The following is a 20,824-nucleotide window of genomic DNA, read 5'->3' as shown; positions in this document are numbered from 1 at the left end:
ACGGCGACCGTGCGAGCCTTTCGCCGATCAGCGTGCGGGGCCCCGGCCGGGCGGGCAAGGGGGCCGTGTCGCTGAGCGATACGACGCGCCTGCGACGGGTCTCACCCCGCCGCCCTCACCGCCGGGACCCCCGACCGTCACGCGTCCGAGAACCGCTCCCCCTTCTCCGCCTTCTCCACCAGCAGCGCGGGCGGCTCGAACCGCTCCCCGTAGCGCTCGGCCAGCTCACGCGCGCGTGCCACGAAGCCCGGCAGGCCGCCCTCGTAGCCGTTGATGTACTGCAGGATGCCGCCCGTCCAGCCGGGGAAGCCGATGCCGAAGATGGAACCGATGTTGGCGTCGGCGACCGATGTCAGGACGCCCTCCTCCAGGAGCTTGACCGTGTCGAGCGCCTCGGAGAAGAGCATGCGCTCCTGCATGTCCTCGAAGGGGATCTCGGCGCCCGCGCGCGTGAAGTGCTCGCGCAGCCCGGGCCACAGGCCTGTCCGCTTGCCGTCCTCCCCGTACTCGTAGAAGCCCGCACCCCCGCTGCGCCCGGTGCGCCCGAACTCGTCGACCATGCGGTCGATGACGGCCTCGGCGGGGTGCGTCGGCCAGGTGCCGCCCGCCTCCTCGACGGCCCGCTTGGACTCGTTGCGGATCTTGCGCGGGAGGGTGAGCGTCAGCTCGTCCATCAGGGAGAGCACCTTCGCCGGGTAGCCGGCCTGGGCCGCCGCCTGCTCGACGGACGCGGGCTCGATGCCCTCGCCGACCATCGCGACGCCCTCGTTGATGAAGTGGCCGATCACGCGGGAGGTGAAGAAGCCACGGGAGTCGTTGACCACGATCGGCGTCTTCTTGATCTGCCGGACCAGGTCGAAGGCGCGGGCCAGGGCCTCCTCGCCCGTGCGCTCGCCCTTGATGATCTCGACGAGCGGCATCTTGTCGACGGGCGAGAAGAAGTGCAGTCCGATGAAGTCGGTCTGGCGCTCGACGCCTTCGGCCAGCGCGGTGATCGGCAGGGTCGAGGTGTTGGAGCACAGCAGCGCGTCCGGCTCGACGATGTGCTGGATCTCCTGGAAGACCTTGTGCTTGAGCTCCGGGTTCTCGAAGACGGCCTCGATGACCGCGTCGCAGCCCGCGACGTCGGCGGGGTCGGCCGTCGGCGTGATGAGCGCCAGCAGCGCGTCCGCCTTCTCCTGGCTCGTACGGCCCCGGGACACCGCCTTGGCGCAGAGCGTCTCGGAGTAGGCCTTGCCCTTCGCCGCCGCCTCCGCCGACACGTCCTTGAGGACCACCTCGATGCCGGCGCGGGCGCATGAGTAGGCGATGCCCGCGCCCATCATCCCGGCACCCAGGACGGCGACCTTGCGGACCTGGCGGGGCTCGATGCCCGTCGGCCGGTTGGCGCCGGAGTTGACGGCCTGGAGGTCGAAGAAGAACGCCTGGATCATGTTCTTCGAGGTCTGGCCGGCCGCCAGCTCCACGAAGTAGCGGGCCTCGATGACCTGCGCGGTCTCGAAGTCGACCTGGGAGCCCTCCACCGCCGCCGCGAGGATGTTGCGCGGGGCCGGGTAGGGCGCGCCGTTGGTCTGCTTGCGCAGGTTGGCCGGGAAGGCGGGCAGGTTGGCCGCGAACTTGGGGTTGGCCGGGGTGCCGCCCGGGATGCGGTAGCCGGGCCTGTCCCAGGGCTGCTGCGACTCGGGGTTGGCGTCGATGAACGCGCGCGCCTTGGCGAGCAGTTCGTCCGGGGTGGCGGCCACGTCGTCGATCAGGCCGTTCTGCAGGGCGCGCTGCGCGTTGTACTGGGTGCCCTGGAGCAGGACCTTCAGCAGCGCGTCGGCGATGCCCAGCAGGCGGACCGTACGGACCACGCCGCCGCCTCCGGGGAGCAGGCCGAGGGTGACCTCCGGGCAGCCGATCTTGGTGCCGGAGGTGTCGAGCGCGACCCGGTGGTGGCAGGCCAGGGCGATCTCGTAACCGCCGCCCAGGGCCGCGCCGTTGATCGCGGCGACGACGGGCTTGCCCAGGGTCTCGATGCGGCGCAGGTTGCGCTTGATCGCCATACCGCCGTCGAAGAGGTCCTGCGCGGTCTCCGGGGTGACCCGGATGAGGTCACGGAGGTCGCCGCCGGCGAAGAAGGTCTTCTTGGCGGAGGTGAAGATGATGCCGCGGATGGAGTCCTTCTCGGCCTCCAGCCGGTCGGTGATCACGGCGAGGGAGTCGCGGAACGCCTGGTTCATGGTGTTCGCGGACTGGTTCGGGTCGTCGAGGACGAGGGTGACGACGCCGGTGCGGTCCTGTTCCCAGCGGATGGTGGTGCTCTGAGTCATGACGAGGGTCTCCGTAGAAGTCTCTGAAGTCTCTTGGTTCCGCCGGGTGTTCAGATGCGCTCGACGACGGTGGCGATGCCCATGCCGCCGCCGACGCAGAGGGTCGCGAGGCCGTACCGCTTGTCCTGGCGCTCCAGTTCGTCGACGAGCGTGCCGAGGATCATGGCGCCGGTGGCGCCCAGCGGGTGGCCGAGGGCGATCGCACCGCCGTTGACGTTGACCTTGTCCAGGGACAGGCCCATGTCGCGCACGAAGCGCAGGACGACCGCCGCGAAGGCCTCGTTGATCTCGACGAGGTCGATGTCGTCGATGGTCAGCCCGGCCTTGGCGAGGGCCTTGCGGGTGGCGGGCGCGGGGCCGGTGAGCATGATCGTCGGCTCGGATCCGGAGACCGCGGCGGAGACGATCCGCGCGCGCGGGGTGAGGCCGTGGCGCTCGCCGACCTCCTTGGAGCCGATGGCGACCAGCGAGGCGCCGTCGACGATGCCGGAGGAGTTGCCCGCGTGGTGGACGTGGTCGATCTTCTCGACCCAGTGGTACTTCTGCAGCGCCACGGCGTCGAAGCCGCCCAGGTCGCCGATGTCCGCGAAGGACGGCTTCAGCTTGGCGAGGGAGTCGGCGGTGGTGCCCGGGCGCGGAAACTCGTCGTGGTCGAGGACGACCAGGCCGCTGCGGTCCTTCACGGGGACGACGGAGCGGTCGAAGCGGCCTTCCTTCTGTGCCGTGGCCGCCCGCTCCTGCGAGAGCGCCGCGTACTCGTCGACGTCGCGGCGCGAGAAGCCCTCGATGGTGGCGATCAGGTCGGCGCCGATGCCCTGCGGCACGAAGTTGACGGCCAGGTTGGTCATCGGGTCGTTGAACCAGGCACCGCCGTCCGAGGCCATCGGCACCCGGGACATGGACTCCACGCCGCCCGCCAGGACCAGGTCCTCCCAGCCCGAACGGACCTTGGCGGCGGCCATGTTGACGGCCTCCAGACCGGACGCACAGAAGCGGTTCTCCTGTACGCCGGCCACCGTGTCCGGCAGTCCGGCGGCGACCGCGGCGATGCGGGCGATGTCGGAGCCCTGGTCGCCGACCGGTCCGACGACGCCGAGCACGATGTCGTCGATCGCGGCCGGGTCGAGGCCCGGGAAGCGGTCGCGGATCTCGTGGATGAGTCCGACGACCAGGTCGATGGGCTTGGTGCCGTGCAAGGAGCCGTTCGCCTTGCCGCGGCCGCGCGGGGTGCGGATCGCGTCGTACACGTACGCTTCGGTGCTCACTGGAAAGCCTTTCGGGGATGAGGGTGGGCCGAGCGGGAGGGGCCTCAGCCGAGCAGGGAACGGCCGATGATCTCCTTCATGATCTCGGTGGTTCCGCCGTAGATGGTCTGGATACGGCCGTCGGTGAAGGCCCGGGCGATGGGGTACTCGGTCATGTAGCCGTAGCCGCCGTGCAGTTGGAGGCAGCGGTCGGTGACCCGCTTCTGCAGCTCGGTCGCCCACCACTTGGCCATGGAGGCGTGCACGGCGTCGAGCTGCCCGTCCGAGTGGTCCTCGACGCAGCGGTCGATGAACGCGCGCGTGACGGCGCACTCGGTGGCCATCTCGGCTATCTCGAAGCGGATGTGCTGCTTGGTCGCGAGCGGCCGGCCGAAGGCCTCGCGCTCCTTGACGTAGTCGGTGGTGATCTCCAGCAGGTGCTCGGCGGCGGCGATCGCGGAGACGGCGATGCTCAGGCGCTCCTGCGCGAGGTTGGTCATCAGATGGACGAAGGCGCCGTTGAGCGTGCCCAGCAGGTTCTCCTTGGGCACGCGCACGTCGCGGAAGAACAACTCGGCGGTGTCCTGCGCCTTCTGGCCGATCTTGTCGAGGTTGCGACCGCGCTCGAAGCCCTCCGTGCCGCGCTCGACGACCAGCAGCGACAGACCGTGCGCGCCGCCCTCCGGGGTCGTCTTCGCAACGACGATCACCAGGTCGGCGAGGATCCCGTTGGAGATGAACGTCTTGGAGCCGTTCAGCACCCAGTGGTCGCCGCGGTCCTCGGCGTGCGTACGGATCCCCTGGAGGTCGGAGCCGGCGCCGGGCTCGGTCATGGCGATGGCGGTGATGATCGAACCGTCGCAGAAGCCCGGCAGCCAGCGCCGCTTCTGCTCCTCGGTGGCGAGGCCGGTGAGGTACGGGCCGATGACGTCGTTGTGCAGGCCGAGGGCGAGCCCGGGCGCACCCGCGCGCGTGAACTCCTCGGCCAGCACGGTGGCGTAGCGGAAGTCGGACGTGCCGCCGCCCCCGAACTCCTCGGGCACGGCGAGCCCGAGCAATCCCTGCTTGCCGGCCGCGCGCCAGGCCTCGCGGGAGACGATGCCGTCCTTCTCCCACTGCTCGTAGTACGGCAGCACCTCCCTGGCCAGGAAGGCGCGCACCGTCTCGCGGAACGCGTCGTGCTCGGGGGCGAAGATCTGCCGCTTCATTCAAGGCCTTTCAGGAGGTCGGGCACGTCCCAGTCGCGTGCCACGTCGGTGGTGTCGGCGCCGGGCTGCGCGGGGCCGGTCCGTACGGCCGTGGGGGTCGCGGAGAAGCGGGGTGCGGGCGCGGGCTGGGTGATGCCGCCGTGGTCGGTGAAGGTGCCGCGGCCGGCGAGATGCGGGTGCTGCGGGGCCTCGCGCAGCGACAGCACGGGGGCCACGCACGCGTCCGTGCCGTCGAAGGCGGACGTCCACTCGTCCCGGGTGCGGGACTTGAAGCGGGCGGCGACGGCCTCGCGCAGGTCGCCCCAGCGGGTCCAGTCCTTGCGGGCCTCGGCGTGCTCCTGCAGGTCGAGGAGTCGTACGAACTCGTCGTAGAACTGCGGCTCCAGCGGCCCGACCGCCATGTACTGACCGTCGGCCGTCTCGTAGGTGCCGTAGTACGGGCAGCCGCCGTCGAGGAGGTTGGCGCCCCGCCGGTCCTGCCAGCCACCGGCCGCGAGCATGCCGTGGATCATCGCCGAGAGGTGGGCGGTGCCGTCGACGATCGCGGCGTCGACGACCTGGCCGATGCCGGCCGCGCGCGCGTGGTGCAGGGCGGCGAGGACCCCGACGACGAGGTAGAGGGAGCCGCCCGCGTAGTCGCCGAGGAGGTTGGCGGGGGCGGGTGGAGGCTCGCCGGGGCTGCCGATCATGCCGAGGGTGCCGGTGAGGGCGATGTACGCGATGTCGTGGCCGGCGCGCTGGGCGAGCGGGCCTTCCTGGCCCCAGCCGGTCATCCGGCCGTAGACGAGCCGAGGGTTGCGGGCGTGGCAGGCCTGCGGTCCGATGCCGAGCCGTTCGGCGACGCCGGGACGGTAGCCCTCGATGAGGATGTCGGCGCGTTCGGCGAGGTCGAGGACGCGGGCCGCGCCGTCCGGGGCCTTCAGGTCGATGATCACCGAGCGCTTGTTGCGGTTGGTGACGTCGTACTCGGGGTTGATCGCCAGACCCGGGCCGCCGGGCCGGTCGACGCGCACGACGTCGGCGCCGAGGTCGGCGAGGAGCATGGCGGCGAACGGGCCCGGTCCGATACCGGCCAGCTCGAGTACGCGCACGCCGGTCAGCGGGCCCTGTCCTGGCGTCGTTGCCGTTGTCATGCAGCCCCCATTGGCGTGACACAACTGATGTAACACCAGTGATGCTAAGAACCTGTTCCACTGGACACAAGACCTGAACGAGCAAGCGCTTAGACAATCAGGGTTTCAGGGCGTTCTTCGGCACGGACACCGCTTACCTCCGGGCTCGTCGTCGGGCTCCGCATCCTTCACGCTAGCCTCGGCCACCGACAACGGCGCGTGCTGCGGAGCAAGGGGTGTCATGAACAGGCTGAACAGGGCGGACCGTCCGTACGACATCGTGCTCTTCGGAGCCACGGGCTTCGTCGGCGCGCTCACTGCGGAGTACCTCGCCGCGCACGCGCCCGACGGGCTGCGCTGGGCGATCGCGGGCCGCAGCGAGGAGAAGCTGGAGCGGCTGCGCGGGCGGCTGCCGGGTGCCGAGAAGGTGGGGGTGCTGCGGGCGGACGTGTCCGATCCGGCCTCGCTGCGCGAACTCGCCGAGCACGCGCGCGTGGTGGCCACGACGGTGGGCCCGTACGTGACGTACGGGGAGGAACTCGTCGCCGCCTGCGCCGACACGGGGGCGGACTATCTGGACCTCACGGGTGAGCCGGAGTTCGTGGACCTGACGTACGTCCGGCACGACGCACGCGCGCGTGAGACAGGCGCACGTCTGGTGCACGCCTGCGGGTTCGACTCCATCCCGCACGACCTGGGCGCGTACTTCACCGTGCAGCAACTGCCGGAGGGCGTGCCCCTGACGGTCGACGGATTCGTCACCGCCGACGCCACCTTCTCGGGCGGTACGTTCGCCTCGGCGCTCAACCAGTTCTCACGGGTGCGTCCGATGTGGGCCGCCGAGCGGGACCGCAAGCGGCACGAGCCGCGTCTGGTGGGCAGGCGGGCCACCGCGCCCACGGGTGCGCCGCGGTTCGCGAAGGAGGTCGGCGCGTGGGCGCTGCCGCTGCCGACGATCGACCCGCAGATCGTGCGCCGCTCCGCGCAGGCCCTGGAGCGCTACGGCCCGGACTTCCGCTACCGGCACTACGCGGCGGCGCGGCACCTGCCGGTCGCGGTCGGCGGGATCGCGGCCGCGGGCGGTGTCTTCGCGGCCGCACAACTGCCGCCCGCCCGGCGCTGGTTGTCGGACCGCCTCAAGCCCGGGGACGGGCCGAGCCCCGAGAAGCGCGCGAAGAGCTGGTTCAGGGTCCGCTTCGTCGGCGAGGGCGGCGGCCGGCGGGTGCTCACGGAGGTCGCGGGCGGCGACCCCGGCTACGACGAGACGGCCAAGATGTTCGCCGAGTCGGCGCTGTCGCTGGCCTTCGACGACCTTCCGCCGACGGCCGGCCAGGTCACCACGGCGGTCGCGATGGGCGACGCGCTCACGGAACGGCTGCGGCGGGCGGGGATCATCTTCCGGGTGGCGTCGAGCCGGTGAATTCGGACTGCTGGGGCCGCGGTGGCGACGTCGGGGTTCCGAGGCGGCGCCTCAGGAAGGGCTCCTGGGACAGTACGGCGCCCACGCTGAGGCAGACGGCGATGGCCGCACACACGACGATCAGCCAGGACAGCAGGACGAAGACCGAACCCGCGGAACCGTAGTCGCCCAGTGCCCGGTTGAGCGCTCGTGGCATGTAGAAGTGTGCCGTCACGGACAGACAGCCGACCGCGATCGCCGTGAGGACGGCCCCCGGCAGGAGGGGCGCCCAGCGGACGACGCCACCCAGCAGAAGATGCTGGGTCCACCACCACAGGGCCGCCTGCATGACCAGGACGAGCGGAAGCGCCAACCACGTCCCCAGGCCGAACCCGTCGTGCACCAGCCCTTGCACGACCAGTGCGCCGAGCCACAGGGCGATCCATGCGAGCCACCTCCACGGAGCGAGCTTCGTCCCGCCCCGGGGCAGCAGCCAGGCCCGCCGGCACAGCCGCTGCACCGCGCGACTGACCGCCGTGGCCGACAGCAGCACCATCAACCCGCCCACCACGCCGATCGCCTGGCGCAGATCCTCGTCGGGTGGCGCGAAGGCGTGCTTCACCTCGGACTTCGTCTGCCCGGTCAGTCCGAAGACGGCGCTGATCGATTTGACGACCTGGTCCTGCATCGCCTCCGGCGCGTATGCGCTCAGCACGAGCAGCAACGGGACGGCGGTCAGGAAGCACTGCGCCGCGATGCGGGTGGCGGAGTCGAAGATGTTCACCGACACGATGCGGTCGACGAGTCCCGTGATGACCGGGTAGCGGCTCTCCAACCGCGCGTGGACGGCTTTCAGTCGGGCCGTGAGTTCCCGTGAACGATCACGCCACCGTGACGAGCTCGCGTCCTCGCCCGTACCCTCGCGCCGCATCAGCCGCCAGTCTCCATTGCGCCGCTCCTTCCCTTTCCAGAGTGCGCGACGAAGCGGGCCATGGCACCTTGCCGTGCAAAGGAGCGCACAATGGACGCGTGCGGCTCACCCGAGACGAGATGCGGCGGGCCACCGCCCTGCCTAGGCTCGCAGCGTACGGTGCCTGATGGGATAGCCCATGGTCCTCGACCTCCTGCTCATCGCCCTTGCCATCACGCTGGACCCTCTTCCGGTCATGGCGTTCGTCCTGGTCGTGGCATCTGTCAAAGGCGTACGGACGGGACTTGCCTTCATCGCGGGATGGACGGTGTGTTTCGTCGCGGTGATCGCTCTGGTCCTGACGCTGACCGGCGGGAAGCCCCCGGAGCCGAGGTCGCCGCCGTCCACGGTGACCCTCGCGATCAAGGCCGCCATCGGAGTGTCTCTGATCGCGTACGGCCTCCACCGACGCCGACGGCCCGCTCACCACGAGCGTTCCGACACCGCCGCCTCGTCCTCGCAGGGCAAGTCCTCGTCCCTCACCGCCCGGATAGACCGCGGCGCGATCTGGCCGGCCGCGGGGCTTGCCATCGCTCTCCAGCCGTGGGGTCTCGTCGCTGCCGGCGCCATGACCGTGGTGGAGGCCGACGGCTCCCACCCCACGACCTGGCTGGTACTGGTCGCGTTCTGCGTCATCGCGACCGCCAGTCTGCTCGCCGCCGAGCTGTACGTGGTGCTCAAGCCCGCATCGGCCCGACGCAAACTGCATGAACTCCGCTCGTGGATGCAGGGCCACGCGGAACACGCGATCGTGTACGGCAGCATCGTGATCGGCCTGTGGCTGGCGGGCAAGAGCATCTATCAGCTGGCCGGTTGACGCCCCACCAGCACGGCGGGCGTTCCTTCCGCGTCAGGCGAGGAGCCGGCGCTTCTGGGCCTCGAATTCGTCGTCCGTGAGCACTCCCCGGGCCTTGAGCTCGCCGAGTTCCTTCAGTTGGTCGATCTTGCGGGTCATGTCGTCGCCAGTGGTCTGCTGTGCCGCGGGCGCGGCGGGTGCGGGCGGCGCGACGTCCTGCTGGTAGGCGAGTTGCCGTTCGCGGTCCTGCTCGGCCCAGCGGCCCGCCTGCCGCCGTGAGACGCGGTTGGACACCGCTGTCGCCGTCCCCGCGACCACGGCCGTACGGGCGACGCCACGAAGGAGTCCTGGCATGTCACTCATCTCCCTGTGCTCCGTGCGCGGTGTGGCGCTGCGGTGGCCGAGGCCGGTCTCACCGGGCGGCTCCACCGGAGGACGTCGTCGCCTCGGCGGCGTCCAGAGACGCCAGCAGCGTGTCCACGGAGATGCGGCCGCTCGCCACCATCTCGGCCCCGCTGCGCCGCAGCGCACGGGCGAGGGGCGCGGCCCAGAGGTTCTCGTACACGAGGACGGCGGCGGAGTTGCCGGGCGCCAGCGCGGCACCGGCGTCGTCCAGGTCGCCCTGGTCCAGCAGTCCCGACGAGGCTCCCTCGAACACCGTCAGATCGACCTCTTCGCCCACCTGCCGGAGTTCCAGCACCTCGACCGAACCGTCGGTGCCCTTGCGGATGAACACGAGGTCGAGAATGCGGATCACACCGCGCTCGACCAGATCGACGAGCAGGGGCAGGCCCTCACCCGTCATACGGCTGCCGGGAAACTCGACGATCAGGTAGTCGACGGGTCCCATGTCCCCGATGTCCTGCTGCATGGCCACTCCTCAGGAGGTGACTGGAACGCGGTCACGCCTCGGGCGTCGGTCACCCGCAGCGCAGCCGGAAAATCAGCCCCTTCAGCCATTGCAGCACTCGGCTCGGCCCCCTGCATGTTCAGTCGGCGGCCGGCGGGAGTTCAGACCGACCATCCCGCGATGGTGTAGATCATCCCGGCGATCCAGCCGAGCCCCGCCAGCACGGCGAGGATCAGCGCAGCTGTCACGGCACGCTCGACGGGACGGTTCGGGTCGGCGAGGGGCTTCGGTGCGCGGTGCGTGGTCATGCGGTGCGTCGTCATGCGGCACAGCCTGCCGACAGCGGCCATGTGCCCACATCCGTACGGGTACTCAGTCCAGGTACTCAGGTACCCCGTCGCGCGGCTCCGGCGGCCGCTCCCCGAGCGCGTCCGCGATCCGGTCCCGCACTGCGGGGTCGTACGCGGCGATGGCGAGCTGCCAGGCGAGTGGGCCGATCTGCCACCCGGCGTGGTGGTCGAAGAACGGGGGCGGCCCGGCCGCGTTGTGAGCGACCTTGCCCACCAGCTCCGCGAGGCGGAACAGGATCCGTTGCTCCTGCGGGAGTTGCTCCGCCCGGTCTCCGCGGACCAGCTCGAACACCTCCCGTCCGCGGCTCCACCGGTCCCGGTCGGCTGCCAGCTCCAACGCGGCCTCGATCTCCGGTGTCCGGCCCGGGCCCTCGGCCGCCGCCTCGAGCACACGGCCCGCCCAGGTCACCGGGTCGGGCTGACGCTCGAACACGGTGCGTCCCCACGATCGGGTCCGGTCCGCCGCCGCCAGGTCGGCGAGCGGCTGTCTCGGCGCAGCCGCCTCCCGCAACGCCGTGCGGCACAGCGCGTCCGCCCTGCGGGTCGTCTCCGGGAGGCGGTACTTCGGGGTCAGGGCCAGCACGTGGGCGCAGGCGTTGTCGAGGTCAGTGCGGTGGCCCACGGAGACGAAGACCGGCTTGACGGCCTCGCGGGTGCGCAGGGCACGGCCGACCTCTTCGGTGTCCGCGAGGAGCGGTGACGTGCTGCCCCGCTGAGCGCCCGGGTCGTCGTACGTGAAGGTGAAGGGGTTCTTGGCGACGCCGATCGTGGGCAGGCCGGTGAGGACACCGAGGTGGCCGGCGAGGCCGAAGCGGCGTGGGTGGGCGAGGCCGTAGCCGTCGCAGACGACCAGGCCCGGCTCGCACGGCAGGGCGTCGAGGGCGGCGAGGACCGTGGGGATCTCGCGGAAGGCGAGCAGGCCGGGGACGTACGGGAAGGAGATCCGGCCGACGGCCGTGGCCTCGGCGACGACCTCCAGGGTCGCCGCGTGCAGGACGACCGCCGCGGCCGCGACGACGTCCCGCTCGTCGTCGTAGGCCACGTCGACACCGGTGACATGACCCGTGCCGGGCGGCGGTCCCGGTTCGTCGAGCACCAGGCGTCCGCGCAGCTCGTCCTGAACGGTGCGGGCCTCTTCCTCGGTCGCGGGCCAGCCCGCGGGGATGCGTACGGTCGTCATGATGGCGACGAGCCTACGGCTCGCTGCCGGCGCCGCAGGCTCGCGATCCTGTTCGTACCGGAGTCGTGCGGTTCAGCCTTTCTTCGCGTTCAGCGCGCGCTGCAGCTGGTCCTTGTTCATGTTCGAACGGCCCTCGATGCCGCGCTGCTTGGCCTCGTTGTACAGCTGGTCGCGGGTCGGGCCCTGGGAACCCTGACCGGACCGCCGGCCACCCCGCTCGCCGGACGACATGTCCTTGGTGGAGCTGCGGCTGGCCGACTTGGACTCGCCCGACCGGGCGCGCTCCTTGTTCACCGTCCTCGCGGCGATCTCCTCGGCGCGCTTCTTGCTCTCTCCCCGGTCCTGCGCGCTCTCCTTGATGTGCTCGTACTGGCGTTCCCGCTTGGGGCTCGAACCACGCGGCATGTTCGCTCACTCCTCTCACAGTCGGCGACCGAGTACCCGCAATCGAGCCCCATGCGTCACCTCTCCAGGCGAGCCACCCGCCCCTGCTCCCCCGCCGCCCAGCAGCCCAGGTCCGCCGTGCAGTCCACGGTGTCGTACGACCCCGTGTCGACCGTCCGCCAGGTGCGGCCGCCGTCGGTCGTCAGATCGGTGCCGGTCGGGCCGACCGCGAGGGCGGCGGTGCGGCTGTGCGGGAGCCAGGCGGCGCCGGAGCGGTAGGCGGGCGGCGGCTCGGCGGCGGGCTGCCAGGTGCGGCCGCCGTCGCCGGTGACCGCCGCGGCCTGCGGTGAGGACTGGTCGGGGCGGTAGTCGCCGCCGACCGCGAGGCCGTGGGTGCGGTCGCGGAAGGCGAGCGCGAAGACACCCTTGGCGGGGTCGCCCGCCGGGATCGGCGTGTCGGCGGCCGTCCAGGTGAGCCCGCGGTCTCGGGAGTGCAGCACGCGTGCGCGTGCACCGCCGCCGGTGGCCAGCCAGACGTCCGACGGGCCGGAGGCGACCAGGCACTGGCCGCTCGCCGCGAAGCCCGCCTCGCCGTCCAGCGCGGCCGGCATGCCGGTGTTCGGGAGGACCTTCCAGGAGCGGCCGCCGTCGCTGGTCGACAGGATGCGGAACTTGCCGTCCACCGGGTCGCTCATCGCCAGGCCGTGGCGGCGGTCGAAGAAGGTGAGGCAGTCGTAGAAGGCCCTGGCGTCGGTGTTGCGGAAGGACTCGGTCCAGGTCGCGCCGCCGTCGTCGGTGCGGTACACGCGGGAGGCCTCGCCCTCGCCGATGGCCAGCACCACCGCGCGCCGCGCGTCGAACGCCTGGATGTCCCGGAACTGCAGATCGGTGACGCCGGGCGGCGAGACGTTCCGCCAGCTCGCCCCGCCGTCGGTGGTGCGCAGCACGGTGCCCTGGGTTCCGGCCACCCACGCGGTGTCGCGGCTCACGGCCGACAGCCCGCGGAAGCGCACACCGCTCGCTCCGGTGTCCTTGACCTCCCAGTGCGGCGCCCGGTGCTCCGGCTCGTGCGCCTGCGCCGGTACGGCGGTCAGCGCGGCCAGCGCCGCCGAGCACACCGCCCCCGCGGCCACCGTGCGAAACGTACGTCTCATTCGTCGCGTGTTCCCCATACGCCTCATGGCGGGCGAAGCTAGCCGACGCCTTGTACGCCGTCCAGACGGCGGGATCGCCACAACTGCCCGTCGGGACACGGGAGGTGGGCCTCGTCACTCCCGTGCATGAACACGGTGACGGAGGTCACTCGAATTCCGGGTGCACGGATTGGCTGATTCCGGCGTCTCTAGCAGTGCCCCGCCCGATCCACCCGAAGCCCGTCCAGCCGTCACAAGGGAGCAGGCGTTGTCCACCGTCATCGAGCAGCCCGTGGAGGCCCGCCTCGTCGCGGCCGCGCCGCGTATGCCGAGCATCCCGGCGAAGCTGCACTACGACCGCAGCGATCCGTTCGCGGTCCGCATGACCTTCCCCGCCCCGGCGACCCTGGAGGGCGTGGAGGTCTGCTGGACCTTCGCGCGCGAACTCCTCTCGGCCGGTCTGGAGGGACCCGAGGGTCACGGCGACGTACGGGTGCGGCCGTACGGCTACGACCGCACCGTCCTGGAGTTCCATGCCCCTGAGGGCACCGCCGTCGTACACGTCCACTCGGAGGACGTACGCCGGTTCCTCGGCGCGACGAGCGACCTGGTGCCGGTCGGGCTGGAGCATCTGCAGCTGGACCTGGACCACGACCTGGCCGAGCTCATGCGGGACGCCTGCTGAGCCTGCGCGGTCGGCGCCCGGCTCCCAGCAGTCCGTTGAGCTCGCCGTAGTCGAGGCCTCGCTCGAGCGTCCCGTACGTCCCCGCGCCCAACAGCTCCCTCGCGGCGCGGCGGACCAGGGCGTGCACCGCCTGGGCGATGGACGAACCGACGCTCACGCGCGCGACGCCGAGCGCGGACAGTTCGGCGACCGGCGGGGCGCCGGGGCCTGCCAGCACGTTCAGTGGGCCGTCGATTCCGTCGACGAGGAGTTTGAGTGTTCCCGGTTCGACGGCACCGGGGACGAAGATCCCGTCGGCGCCCGCGGCGCGGAAGGCGGCGGCCCGTTCCAGGGTGAGGTCCACTTCCCCGGCGCCCCTGAGGAACGTGTCGATCCGGGCGTTGATGAACAGCGGGACGCCCTCCGCGTCGGCGGCCTCGCGGGCGGCGGCGATGCGTTCGGACTGCTCGGCGACGGAACGCAACGGGCCCGTCCCGGCCTCGTACAGCGCATCCTCGATGTTCACGCCGACCGCGCCCGCCGCGAGCACCGCGCGGATGGTGTCGGCGACACCATCCGCATCTGGCGCGTAGCCGCTCTCGATGTCCGCGCTGACGGGCACGTCGACCGCGGCGGCGATGTCCGCGGCGGCGGCCAGGGCCCGGTCGCGGTCCAGTCGGTCGCCGTCCGCCGAGCCGAGCGCCCAGGCAAGGCCCGCGCTGGTGGTGGCGATCGCGGCGGCGCCCGCGTCCTCGATCAGGCGGGCGCTCGTGGTGTCCCAGGCGTTCGGCAGGACGAGCGGCCGGCCCGGGACATGCAGGGAGCGGAAGGCCAGGGCACGGTCGCGGAGAGGGTTCTCGGTCGTCATGCGGCTCACTCAACCAGCCGCTGCGGGGCGGGAGCTGGCAGGAATCCGACGTGTACGTGCAGCGCGAGAGCCGCCTCAGTCGCCCGTCGTCACGGCCACCGTCGTCACCGTTGCGATCACCGCCGTGTGCACCTCGGTGACGACCTTCCGCAGCGCCGGCGCCGCCGCCCCGCTGCGCTCGGTGAGCGCGTCCACGCGCGCCTTGTGGCGCTTGCGGTCCTTGCCCGGCACCACGGTGCGCAGCTCCGCGGCCGCGGCGAGGGCGACGACGGCCGCGTCCCGGTCGGAGACCTCCGCGACCGGCACCGGCCCCTCGAGGACCCGCCGCGCCTCCTCCTGGAGCGCGTTCACGAGGGCACCCTGCTCCAGTACGTGCTCCACGCTCGGGAAGACGCCGAGCACCCGCTTCTTCTCCGCGCGCAGGTAGCCCGCGGCGGTCAGCTGCTCCCGTACCGCGTCCAAGGTCACGCGCGCGTGCAGCGTCACCCAGGTCCGCCACCGGTGCGGCCGCGACTCGCGGACCAGCTCCAGCAGCCCGTCGAGGGCGGTGTCCCCGGTGAGGGAGTCCATGTCGGCGGGCGTGGCGATGCCGTCCTCGTCCACGAGCAGACCGCGCTGGGCCAGTTCGGTGAGGGCGCCGGCCCGCACCAGGTGAGGGAGGCGGGCGGCGCCGGTGACCTCGGTCCTGTTCGTGTCCCAGGCAAGCAGGTAGAGCCGGGCGGGCAGGGAGAGCGAGCCGTTGGGCACGAGGCCTCCTTCGTACGGTGAGGTCGGGGATCACGTTAATTCGTTGACAGGCCCCGAGCCGCTTCCTACGGTGTACAGCGGTTCTGTTGCCGTCGATCGGAGAAGGACGTTGCTCGTCTGAGGTCCTGAGACACCGCGTCACACACCTGAGGTGTGTGCGCAGCGTGCGACCTCGGCATTCGAGCCGTCCCGACGGAGCAGGGCCTTTCTCGTGCCCCGCCTGCTGCCTCAGGGCTCCCCTCTCCGCCGTCGGTCGCCGGTGTCTCGATACGCGTTTGCCCCTTTCCGCATCGAGCAACCGCGAGGCCCGCATGTCTGCTTCCATCACTTGTACGTCCCTGTCGTTCACCTGGCCCGACGGCACCGCCGTCTTCGAGGGCCTCGATGTCGCCTTCGGCCCCGGCAGGACCGGGCTGGTCGGCGTCAACGGCTCGGGGAAATCGACCCTGTTGAAGCTGATCGCCGGGGAGCTCGCCCCGGCCGACGGCACCGTCCGAGTCGCGGGCGAGGTCGGCCATCTCCCGCAGAACGTCACGCTCGACACCCGGTTGCGCGTCGACCATGCGCTCGGCATCGCCGCACAGCGGGCCGCGCTGCACGCCATCGAGGCGGGCGACGTGGCCGAGGAACACTTCGAGACGGTCGGCGACGACTGGGACGTGGAAGAGCGCGCCCTTGCCACACTCGGCGAACTCGGGCTCGGGCACATCGAGTTGGACCGCACCATCGGCGAGGTCTCGGGGGGCGAGTCGGTGCTGCTGCGGCTGGCCGCACTGCTGCTGCGCCGCCCGGACGTGCTGCTCCTGGACGAGCCGACGAACAACCTCGACCTGTACGCGCGCAGGCGGCTGTACGCGGCCGTCGAGTCCTGGCCGGGAGTGATGGTGGTGGTCAGCCACGACCGCGAACTCCTGGACCTCGTCGACCAGATCGCCGATCTGCGCTCCGGGGAGGTCACCTGGTACGGCGGCAACTTCTCCGCCTATGAGGCGGCGCTCGCCACCGAACAGGAGGCGGCCGAGCGGATGGTGCGGGTCGCGGAGGCCGACTTCAGGAAGCAGAAGCGCGAACTGGCCGACGCCCAGATGAAGTTGGCCCGCCGCAAGCGGTACGGGCAGAAGATGTGGGACCAGAAGCGCGAGCCGAAGATCGTCATGGGGGCGCGCAAGCGTGCGGCGCAGGAGTCCGCGGGCAAGCACCGCATCATGCACGAGGAGCGGCTCAGCGAGGCGAAGGAGCGGCTCGACGAGGCGGTGGACGCGGTACGGGACGACGACGAGATCCGCGTGGACCTGCCGTACACGGCCGTACCGCCGGGTCGTGACGTCCTCACGCTGATGGACCTGGAGCTCGCGTACGGCGCGCGCGTGGCGGGCGGGCTGGATCTGCGCGGTCCGGAGCGGGTCGCGCTGATCGGGCGCAACGGCGCGGGCAAGACGACGCTGCTGCGCACCATCGCCGGGGAGCTGGCGCCGGTGTCGGGCGAGGCACGCGCGCACGTGCCGATGCGTTTCCTGCCGCAGCGGCTCGACGTGCTCGACGGCGAGCTGTCGGTCGCCGAGAACGTGGCCCGGTTCGCGCCGGGCGCCACCAACAACCGGGTCCGGGCGCGACTGGCCCGCTTCCTGTTCCGCGGCGCCCGCGCCGACCAGAAGGCGGCGACCCTGTCCGGCGGCGAACGCTTCCGGGCGGCCCTGGCCGCGCTGATGCTGGCCGAGCCGGCCCCGCAGCTGCTCATGCTCGACGAGCCGACGAACAACCTCGACATGGCGAGCGTGCGGCAGCTGACCACGGCCCTGGAGTCGTACGAGGGGGCGCTGATCGTGGCCAGTCACGACCTGCCGTTCCTGGAGTCGATCGGGATCACGCGCTGGCTGCTGCTGGACGGCGAACTGAGCGAAACGGCACCGGAGGAGATCGGGTAGCGCATCTCAGGAGGGCCACAGCTGGGCAACGAGGGTTTTGTCGTCGTGGATCGGCGCTGCATGATGGCGGACCGGGCGTCGTTTCATGGGCGCCCGGTCTGCCGTCCCTTCGATTCGGAGTCCCCTCGTGCCCAGCAAGAAGGCCCTCGTCCGCCGTCCGAGCCCCCGCCTCGCCGAAGGACTGGTCACCCACGTCGAGCGGGAGAAGGTCGACGCCGAGCTCGCGGTCGAGCAGTGGGAGGCGTACGTCGAGGCCCTGCGCGAGCACGGCTGGGAGACGGTCGAGGTCGATCCGGAGGACGACTGCCCCGACTCGGTGTTCGTCGAGGACACCGTGGTCATGTACAAGAACGTCGCCCTGATCACCCGCCCCGGCGCCACCTCCCGGCGGAACGAGACGGTGGGCGTCGAGGAGGCCGTCGCCCGCCTCGGCTGCTCGGTGAACTGGATCTGGGAGCCGGGCACCCTGGACGGCGGAGACGTGCTGAAGGTCGGCGACACGATCTACGTCGGCCGGGGCGGCCGCACCAACGCGGCGGGCGTCCAGCAGCTGCGGGCCGCCTTCGAACCGCTGGGGGCGCAGGTCGTCGCCGTACCCGTCAGCAAGGTGCTGCACCTTAAGTCGGCGGTCACCGCGCTGCCCGACGGGACCGTCATCGGGCACATCCCGAAGGTGGACCGGCCCTCGCTGTTCCCGCGCTTCCTCTCGGTGCCCGAGGAGGCCGGCTCCCACGTGGTGCTCCTGGGCGGCAGCAAGCTGCTGATGGCGGCGAGCGCACCGAAGTCGGCGGAGCTGCTGACCGATCTCGGTTTCGAGGTGGTCGTGGTGGACATCAGCGAGTTCGAGAAGCTCGAGGGCTGTGTGACATGTCTCTCGGTGCGCCTCAGGGAGCTGTACGCCTGACGAGTGAGCCGATCATCCTTTCAGCCCTGGGACCTGCGAGTCCTGGGGCTTCAGGCATGTCCTCGGAAGTCCTAGGAAACATGGCCTGATCAGGGATCTTTACGCACTACTTAACCTACGGCAACGTAACCTACGGTTTCGTAGCCTACGCTTGCGTAAGTTCCGGCACCGCTCGCCGGTTTGTTCCGCTTTGTTACGCGTCCCCCTGGAGTTCCCGTGACGATCACTTCCCCGCACCTCGGCAGCCCCGCCGTCTGGACCGACGCCAAGCTGCTGTACGCACTGGAAGAAGTGGTCGAGACAGAACTCAACCGGCATCTGAAGGTCGCCAAGGACTGGATGCCGCACGAGTATGTCCCGTGGTCGGACGGCCGTAACTTCCCCGGTCTCTTCGAGGACGGCGAGGCCTGGGACAAGGAGCAGTCCAAGGTCACCGAGCTCGGCCGCATCGCCCTGGTCGTGAACCTCCTCACCGAGGACAACCTCCCGAGCTACCACCACGAGATCGCCTCGCTGTTCGGCCGGGACGGCGCCTGGGGCACCTGGGTGCACCGCTGGACCGCCGAGGAGGGCCGGCACGGCATCGTGATGCGGGACTACCTGCTCGCCTCGCGCGCGGTGGACCCGGACAAGCTGGAGCAGTTCCGCATGGCCCACATGAGCGAGGGCTTCGAGTCGGACAACCGCCACTCGATGCTGCACTCCGTCGCCTACGTCGCGTTCCAGGAGCTCGCCACCCGCGTCTCGCACCGCAACACCGGGCACCAGTCGGGCGACCCGGTCTGCGACCGCATGCTGGCCCGCATCGCGACCGACGAGAACCTGCACATGGTCTTCTACCGCAACCTCCTCAAGGCGGCCTTCGAGCTCGCGCCCGACCTCACCATGCAGGCCGTGCGCGACGTGATCGTCAACTTCCGGATGCCCGGCCACGGCATGCCCGGCTTCGAGCGGGCCGCCGCGCAGATGGCGATCGGCGAGGTCTACAACATGCGCATCCACCACGACGACGTGCTCCAGCCGGTCCTGCGCTTCCTGAAGGTCATGGAGATCGACGGCCTCGGCCCCGAGGGTCAGCAGGCCCAGGACGAACTCGGCCTGTTCATGGGCGGCCTCGACGCGGAGGCCCTGAAGTTCGACGAGAAGCTGGCGGCGCGCAAGGCGCGGATGGCGGCGCGGGCGGGAGCCTGACGGACTCCGCCGAGAAGACAGTGCCGGATTCCCCCGGGGGCAGCGGCACCCTAGGGCCCTGGCCGGGCGCGGCGCGCCCGTGCGCGTACCGCTCGCCCTGACCGGGCGCTCCATGGCCGGCCTGCTCCCGGCCCGCTGCGCGCAGTGGTACGGCGGCGAGCTGGCCGCGCTGACGGTGTTCGGACCAGCGATCGGGGCCTGGGGACCACCGGGCCCGGTGCACTCGCTCGACGAGATCCCCGACACCCCCATCACCCCGGCCGCACTCTGGAGCCGGCGGTCGGGCCCTGGGGCGCGGCGCGTCAGTGTGTCGTCCGCCTGAGTTCCAGGCGCTCCTTCTCCGACAGACCGCCCCAGACGCCGAAGCGCTCGTCGTTCTGCATGGCGTACTCGAGGCAGGCGGGGCGCATCTCGCACAGGCCGCAGATGCGCTTCGCCTCGCGCACCGAGCTGCCCGGCTCGGGAAAGAAGAAGTCCGCCCCGGTCTGCGCGCACAGCGCCTGGGCCTGCCAGGCGAGGTCGACCGGGGTGATCGTGTCGATGTGCATGGGCGAGATCGTGCCGGGCGGCGAAAAACGTTCGATCAACGCGCGATCAACGCCGCTCCCCGGGCCCCCGGCCACCCTGATGGTGACGTGCACGCGCGCGGTAGCGCACGGCGGCGCGCGGAAGAAGGTCCCCCCAGTCCCCCATGACACTCCGGCAGCGATTGTCAGTGGGCGGTGCAAGACTCGGCAGTGCAGAGAACGGGACCCTTCCGAGGAGGGCAACAATGCTCACCACCCGTTTCGTCAACGGCGCGCCGAACTGGATCGACGTCGGCACATCCGACATCGACGGCGCCATCTCCTTCTACGGCGGTCTCTTCGGCTGGCGGTTCCAGTCGGCGGGGCCGGATGCCGGCGGCTACGGCTTCTTCCAGCTGGACGGGAAGACCGTGGCCGGCGGCATGCAGACCACGCCGGAGCAGGGCCCGCCGTCCTGGACCGTGTACTTCCAGAGCGCGGACGCCGAAGCCACCGCCAAGGCGGCCGAGCAGGCGCACGGCAGCGTGCTCATGCAGCCCATGGACGTGATGGGCGAGGGACACATGGCGATCCTCGCCGACAAGGCGAGCGTGCCGTTCGGCATCTGGCAGCCGGGGCGGACCAAGGGCGTCGACGTGGCGAACGAACCCAATTCCCTGTCCTGGGTGGAGCTCTACACACCGGACATCGCCGCGGCCGCCTGGTTCTATCACGAGACGCTCGGCCTGGAGACTGCGGCAGTGCCCTTCCCGGGTGGCACGTACACCACCCTCAACCCCGCCGGGGGCGACGAGAACTCGATGTTCGGCGGCGTCGTCCCGCTGGTCGACGACCCGTCGGAGGACAGCGCGTACTGGCTGCCGTACTTCGAGGTCACCGACGCGGATGCCACGGTCGCCAAGGCACGGGAACTGGGCGGCACGGTCCGCGTCCCCGCCACCGACATCGAGGGAGTCGGCCGCTTTGCGAAACTGGCCGACCCGTACGGCGCCCGCTTCGCGGTGATCAAGAGCGCGCCGCCGCAGACGTAAGGGACACGCGCTCCGCAAGGGGCGCGGGG

The 20,824-nt window shown here is 71.1% G+C and carries 21 protein-coding genes and 1 pseudogene; 8 read left to right on the top strand and 14 right to left on the bottom strand.

Annotation, left to right across the window (positions count from 1 at the left end; all coding sequences use genetic code 11):
• Positions 1-137 precede the first annotated feature (137 nt).
• The 4 genes from ABZ880_RS31790 to ABZ880_RS31775 are packed head-to-tail and all read right to left on the bottom strand — an operon-like array spanning position 138 to position 5,897.
• The gene (locus ABZ880_RS31790; RefSeq protein WP_361269764.1) at positions 138-2,312 is read right to left on the bottom strand and encodes a 3-hydroxyacyl-CoA dehydrogenase NAD-binding domain-containing protein; all 2,175 of its coding nucleotides are present in this window, start codon (positions 2,310-2,312) and stop codon (positions 138-140) included.
• 50 nt (positions 2,313-2,362) lie between these two features.
• The gene (locus tag ABZ880_RS31785) at positions 2,363-3,577 is read right to left on the bottom strand and encodes an acetyl-CoA C-acetyltransferase (protein ID WP_361269762.1); all 1,215 of its coding nucleotides are present in this window, start codon (positions 3,575-3,577) and stop codon (positions 2,363-2,365) included.
• Between the two features lie 44 nt (positions 3,578-3,621).
• Positions 3,622-4,764, bottom strand: a complete 1,143-nt coding sequence (locus ABZ880_RS31780) for an acyl-CoA dehydrogenase family protein (protein ID WP_361269759.1) — start codon at positions 4,762-4,764, stop codon at positions 3,622-3,624.
• A complete protein-coding gene (locus ABZ880_RS31775) occupies positions 4,761-5,897 on the bottom strand; it encodes a CaiB/BaiF CoA-transferase family protein (RefSeq protein ID WP_361269757.1) in 1,137 nt (378 codons plus the stop codon). Before ABZ880_RS31775 ends, ABZ880_RS31780 begins: the two co-directional genes overlap by 4 nt.
• A gap of 220 nt (positions 5,898-6,117) precedes the next feature.
• Between ABZ880_RS31775 and ABZ880_RS31770 the strand changes: the two genes are divergently transcribed.
• Positions 6,118-7,296 carry a saccharopine dehydrogenase NADP-binding domain-containing protein gene (locus ABZ880_RS31770; RefSeq protein ID WP_361269755.1) on the top strand — a complete coding sequence of 393 codons (1,179 nt, stop codon included), beginning with the start codon at positions 6,118-6,120 and terminating at the stop codon, positions 7,294-7,296.
• Here ABZ880_RS31770 and ABZ880_RS31765 read toward each other — a convergent pair.
• Positions 7,268-8,206 (bottom strand): YhjD/YihY/BrkB family envelope integrity protein, encoded by a 939-nt coding sequence (locus ABZ880_RS31765; RefSeq protein WP_361269753.1) that lies wholly within the window; start codon positions 8,204-8,206, stop codon positions 7,268-7,270. The two genes, ABZ880_RS31770 and ABZ880_RS31765, sit on opposite strands and share 29 nt — an antisense overlap.
• A 178-nt stretch (positions 8,207-8,384) precedes the next feature.
• Between ABZ880_RS31765 and ABZ880_RS31760 the strand changes: the two genes are divergently transcribed.
• Positions 8,385-9,062 carry a GAP family protein gene (locus tag ABZ880_RS31760; RefSeq protein ID WP_361269751.1) on the top strand — a complete coding sequence of 226 codons (678 nt, stop codon included), beginning with the start codon at positions 8,385-8,387 and terminating at the stop codon, positions 9,060-9,062.
• A gap of 33 nt (positions 9,063-9,095) precedes the next feature.
• Here ABZ880_RS31760 and ABZ880_RS31755 read toward each other — a convergent pair whose 3' ends face one another.
• The 6 genes and pseudogenes from ABZ880_RS31755 to ABZ880_RS31730 form a co-directional block, all read right to left on the bottom strand.
• Positions 9,096-9,395, bottom strand: coding sequence for an SHOCT domain-containing protein (locus tag ABZ880_RS31755; protein WP_361269748.1), 300 nt, complete (start codon positions 9,393-9,395; stop codon positions 9,096-9,098).
• Positions 9,396-9,453: 58 nt separating this feature from the next.
• Positions 9,454-9,912, bottom strand: a complete 459-nt coding sequence (locus tag ABZ880_RS31750; protein ID WP_361269745.1) for a DUF6325 family protein — start codon at positions 9,910-9,912, stop codon at positions 9,454-9,456.
• Between the two features lie 140 nt (positions 9,913-10,052).
• Positions 10,053-10,214, bottom strand: coding sequence for a hypothetical protein (locus tag ABZ880_RS31745; protein ID WP_361270026.1), 162 nt, complete (start codon positions 10,212-10,214; stop codon positions 10,053-10,055).
• Between the two features lie 523 nt (positions 10,215-10,737).
• Positions 10,738-11,421 (bottom strand): annotated as a pseudogene (locus ABZ880_RS31740) (endonuclease V); the annotation flags it as partial.
• Positions 11,422-11,493: 72 nt separating this feature from the next.
• The gene (locus ABZ880_RS31735; protein ID WP_361269742.1) at positions 11,494-11,826 is read right to left on the bottom strand and encodes a plasmid stabilization protein; all 333 of its coding nucleotides are present in this window, start codon (positions 11,824-11,826) and stop codon (positions 11,494-11,496) included.
• 56 nt (positions 11,827-11,882) lie between these two features.
• Positions 11,883-12,959 (bottom strand): oxidoreductase, encoded by a 1,077-nt coding sequence (locus ABZ880_RS31730; RefSeq protein WP_361269739.1) that lies wholly within the window; start codon positions 12,957-12,959, stop codon positions 11,883-11,885.
• A gap of 247 nt (positions 12,960-13,206) precedes the next feature.
• Between ABZ880_RS31730 and ABZ880_RS31725 the strand changes: the two genes are divergently transcribed.
• Entirely contained in the window at positions 13,207-13,623 is a 417-nt protein-coding gene (locus ABZ880_RS31725) for an SsgA family sporulation/cell division regulator (RefSeq protein ID WP_361269736.1), read from the top strand.
• Here the strand turns inward: ABZ880_RS31725 and ABZ880_RS31720 are convergent.
• Entirely contained in the window at positions 13,604-14,470 is an 867-nt protein-coding gene (locus ABZ880_RS31720) for an isocitrate lyase/phosphoenolpyruvate mutase family protein (RefSeq protein ID WP_361269732.1), read from the bottom strand. The genes ABZ880_RS31725 and ABZ880_RS31720 overlap by 20 nt on opposite strands.
• Before the next feature lie 75 nt (positions 14,471-14,545).
• The gene (locus tag ABZ880_RS31715) at positions 14,546-15,217 is read right to left on the bottom strand and encodes a GPP34 family phosphoprotein (RefSeq protein ID WP_361269729.1); all 672 of its coding nucleotides are present in this window, start codon (positions 15,215-15,217) and stop codon (positions 14,546-14,548) included.
• 311 nt (positions 15,218-15,528) lie between these two features.
• On the opposite strand from ABZ880_RS31715, the gene ABZ880_RS31710 reads away from it, so the two are divergent.
• The 4 genes from ABZ880_RS31710 to ABZ880_RS31695 all read left to right on the top strand — a co-directional run bounded on the left by ABZ880_RS31710 (position 15,529) and on the right by ABZ880_RS31695 (position 19,559).
• Entirely contained in the window at positions 15,529-17,142 is a 1,614-nt protein-coding gene (locus tag ABZ880_RS31710; RefSeq protein WP_361269726.1) for an ABC-F family ATP-binding cassette domain-containing protein, read from the top strand.
• A gap of 127 nt (positions 17,143-17,269) precedes the next feature.
• Positions 17,270-18,046: a dimethylargininase gene (gene ddaH / locus ABZ880_RS31705; RefSeq protein WP_361269723.1), complete on the top strand. Its 777-nt coding sequence runs from the start codon at positions 17,270-17,272 to the stop codon at positions 18,044-18,046.
• Positions 18,047-18,262: 216 nt separating this feature from the next.
• On the top strand, positions 18,263-19,237 hold the full coding sequence (locus ABZ880_RS31700) for an acyl-ACP desaturase (RefSeq protein ID WP_361269721.1): 975 nt from the start codon (positions 18,263-18,265) through the stop codon (positions 19,235-19,237).
• A gap of 79 nt (positions 19,238-19,316) precedes the next feature.
• The gene (locus ABZ880_RS31695) at positions 19,317-19,559 is read left to right on the top strand and encodes a hypothetical protein (RefSeq protein ID WP_361269718.1); all 243 of its coding nucleotides are present in this window, start codon (positions 19,317-19,319) and stop codon (positions 19,557-19,559) included.
• Here the strand turns inward: ABZ880_RS31695 and ABZ880_RS31690 are convergent.
• Positions 19,540-19,785, bottom strand: coding sequence for a WhiB family transcriptional regulator (locus tag ABZ880_RS31690; protein ID WP_361269715.1), 246 nt, complete (start codon positions 19,783-19,785; stop codon positions 19,540-19,542). The genes ABZ880_RS31695 and ABZ880_RS31690 overlap by 20 nt on opposite strands.
• A gap of 224 nt (positions 19,786-20,009) precedes the next feature.
• Here ABZ880_RS31690 and ABZ880_RS31685 point away from each other — a divergent pair, with 224 nt between their 5' ends.
• Positions 20,010-20,795 (top strand): VOC family protein, encoded by a 786-nt coding sequence (locus tag ABZ880_RS31685; protein WP_361269712.1) that lies wholly within the window; start codon positions 20,010-20,012, stop codon positions 20,793-20,795.
• Positions 20,796-20,824 lie beyond the last annotated feature (29 nt).

Origin of the sequence: Streptomyces sp. NPDC047043, assembly GCF_040644055.1 — a bacterium.
GTDB lineage: Bacteria > Actinomycetota > Actinomycetes > Streptomycetales > Streptomycetaceae > Streptomyces.
This window is presented reverse-complemented; position numbering and strand designations above follow the sequence as displayed.

Excerpts from the sequence above, each read along its gene's own strand:
- ABZ880_RS31735 (WP_361269742.1), bottom strand. The coding sequence starts at position 11,826 with ATGCCGCGTGGTTCGAGCCCCAAGCGGGAACGCCAGTACGAGCACATC.
- ABZ880_RS31765 (WP_361269753.1), bottom strand. The coding sequence starts at position 8,206 with ATGCGGCGCGAGGGTACGGGCGAGGACGCGAGCTCGTCACGGTGGCGT.
- ABZ880_RS31790 (WP_361269764.1), bottom strand. The coding sequence starts at position 2,312 with ATGACTCAGAGCACCACCATCCGCTGGGAACAGGACCGCACCGGCGTC.
- ABZ880_RS31775 (WP_361269757.1), bottom strand. The coding sequence starts at position 5,897 with ATGACAACGGCAACGACGCCAGGACAGGGCCCGCTGACCGGCGTGCGC.
- ABZ880_RS31780 (WP_361269759.1), bottom strand. The coding sequence starts at position 4,764 with ATGAAGCGGCAGATCTTCGCCCCCGAGCACGACGCGTTCCGCGAGACG.
- ABZ880_RS31745 (WP_361270026.1), bottom strand. The coding sequence starts at position 10,214 with ATGACGACGCACCGCATGACCACGCACCGCGCACCGAAGCCCCTCGCC.
- ABZ880_RS31760 (WP_361269751.1), top strand. The coding sequence starts at position 8,385 with ATGGTCCTCGACCTCCTGCTCATCGCCCTTGCCATCACGCTGGACCCT.
- ABZ880_RS31750 (WP_361269745.1), bottom strand. The coding sequence starts at position 9,912 with ATGCAGCAGGACATCGGGGACATGGGACCCGTCGACTACCTGATCGTC.
- ABZ880_RS31730 (WP_361269739.1), bottom strand. The coding sequence starts at position 12,959 with ATGAGACGTACGTTTCGCACGGTGGCCGCGGGGGCGGTGTGCTCGGCG.
- ABZ880_RS31685 (WP_361269712.1), top strand. The coding sequence starts at position 20,010 with ATGCTCACCACCCGTTTCGTCAACGGCGCGCCGAACTGGATCGACGTC.
- ABZ880_RS31690 (WP_361269715.1), bottom strand. The coding sequence starts at position 19,785 with ATGCACATCGACACGATCACCCCGGTCGACCTCGCCTGGCAGGCCCAG.
- ABZ880_RS31720 (WP_361269732.1), bottom strand. The coding sequence starts at position 14,470 with ATGACGACCGAGAACCCTCTCCGCGACCGTGCCCTGGCCTTCCGCTCC.
- ABZ880_RS31710 (WP_361269726.1), top strand. The coding sequence starts at position 15,529 with ATGTCTGCTTCCATCACTTGTACGTCCCTGTCGTTCACCTGGCCCGAC.
- ABZ880_RS31770 (WP_361269755.1), top strand. The coding sequence starts at position 6,118 with ATGAACAGGCTGAACAGGGCGGACCGTCCGTACGACATCGTGCTCTTC.
- ABZ880_RS31755 (WP_361269748.1), bottom strand. The coding sequence starts at position 9,395 with ATGCCAGGACTCCTTCGTGGCGTCGCCCGTACGGCCGTGGTCGCGGGG.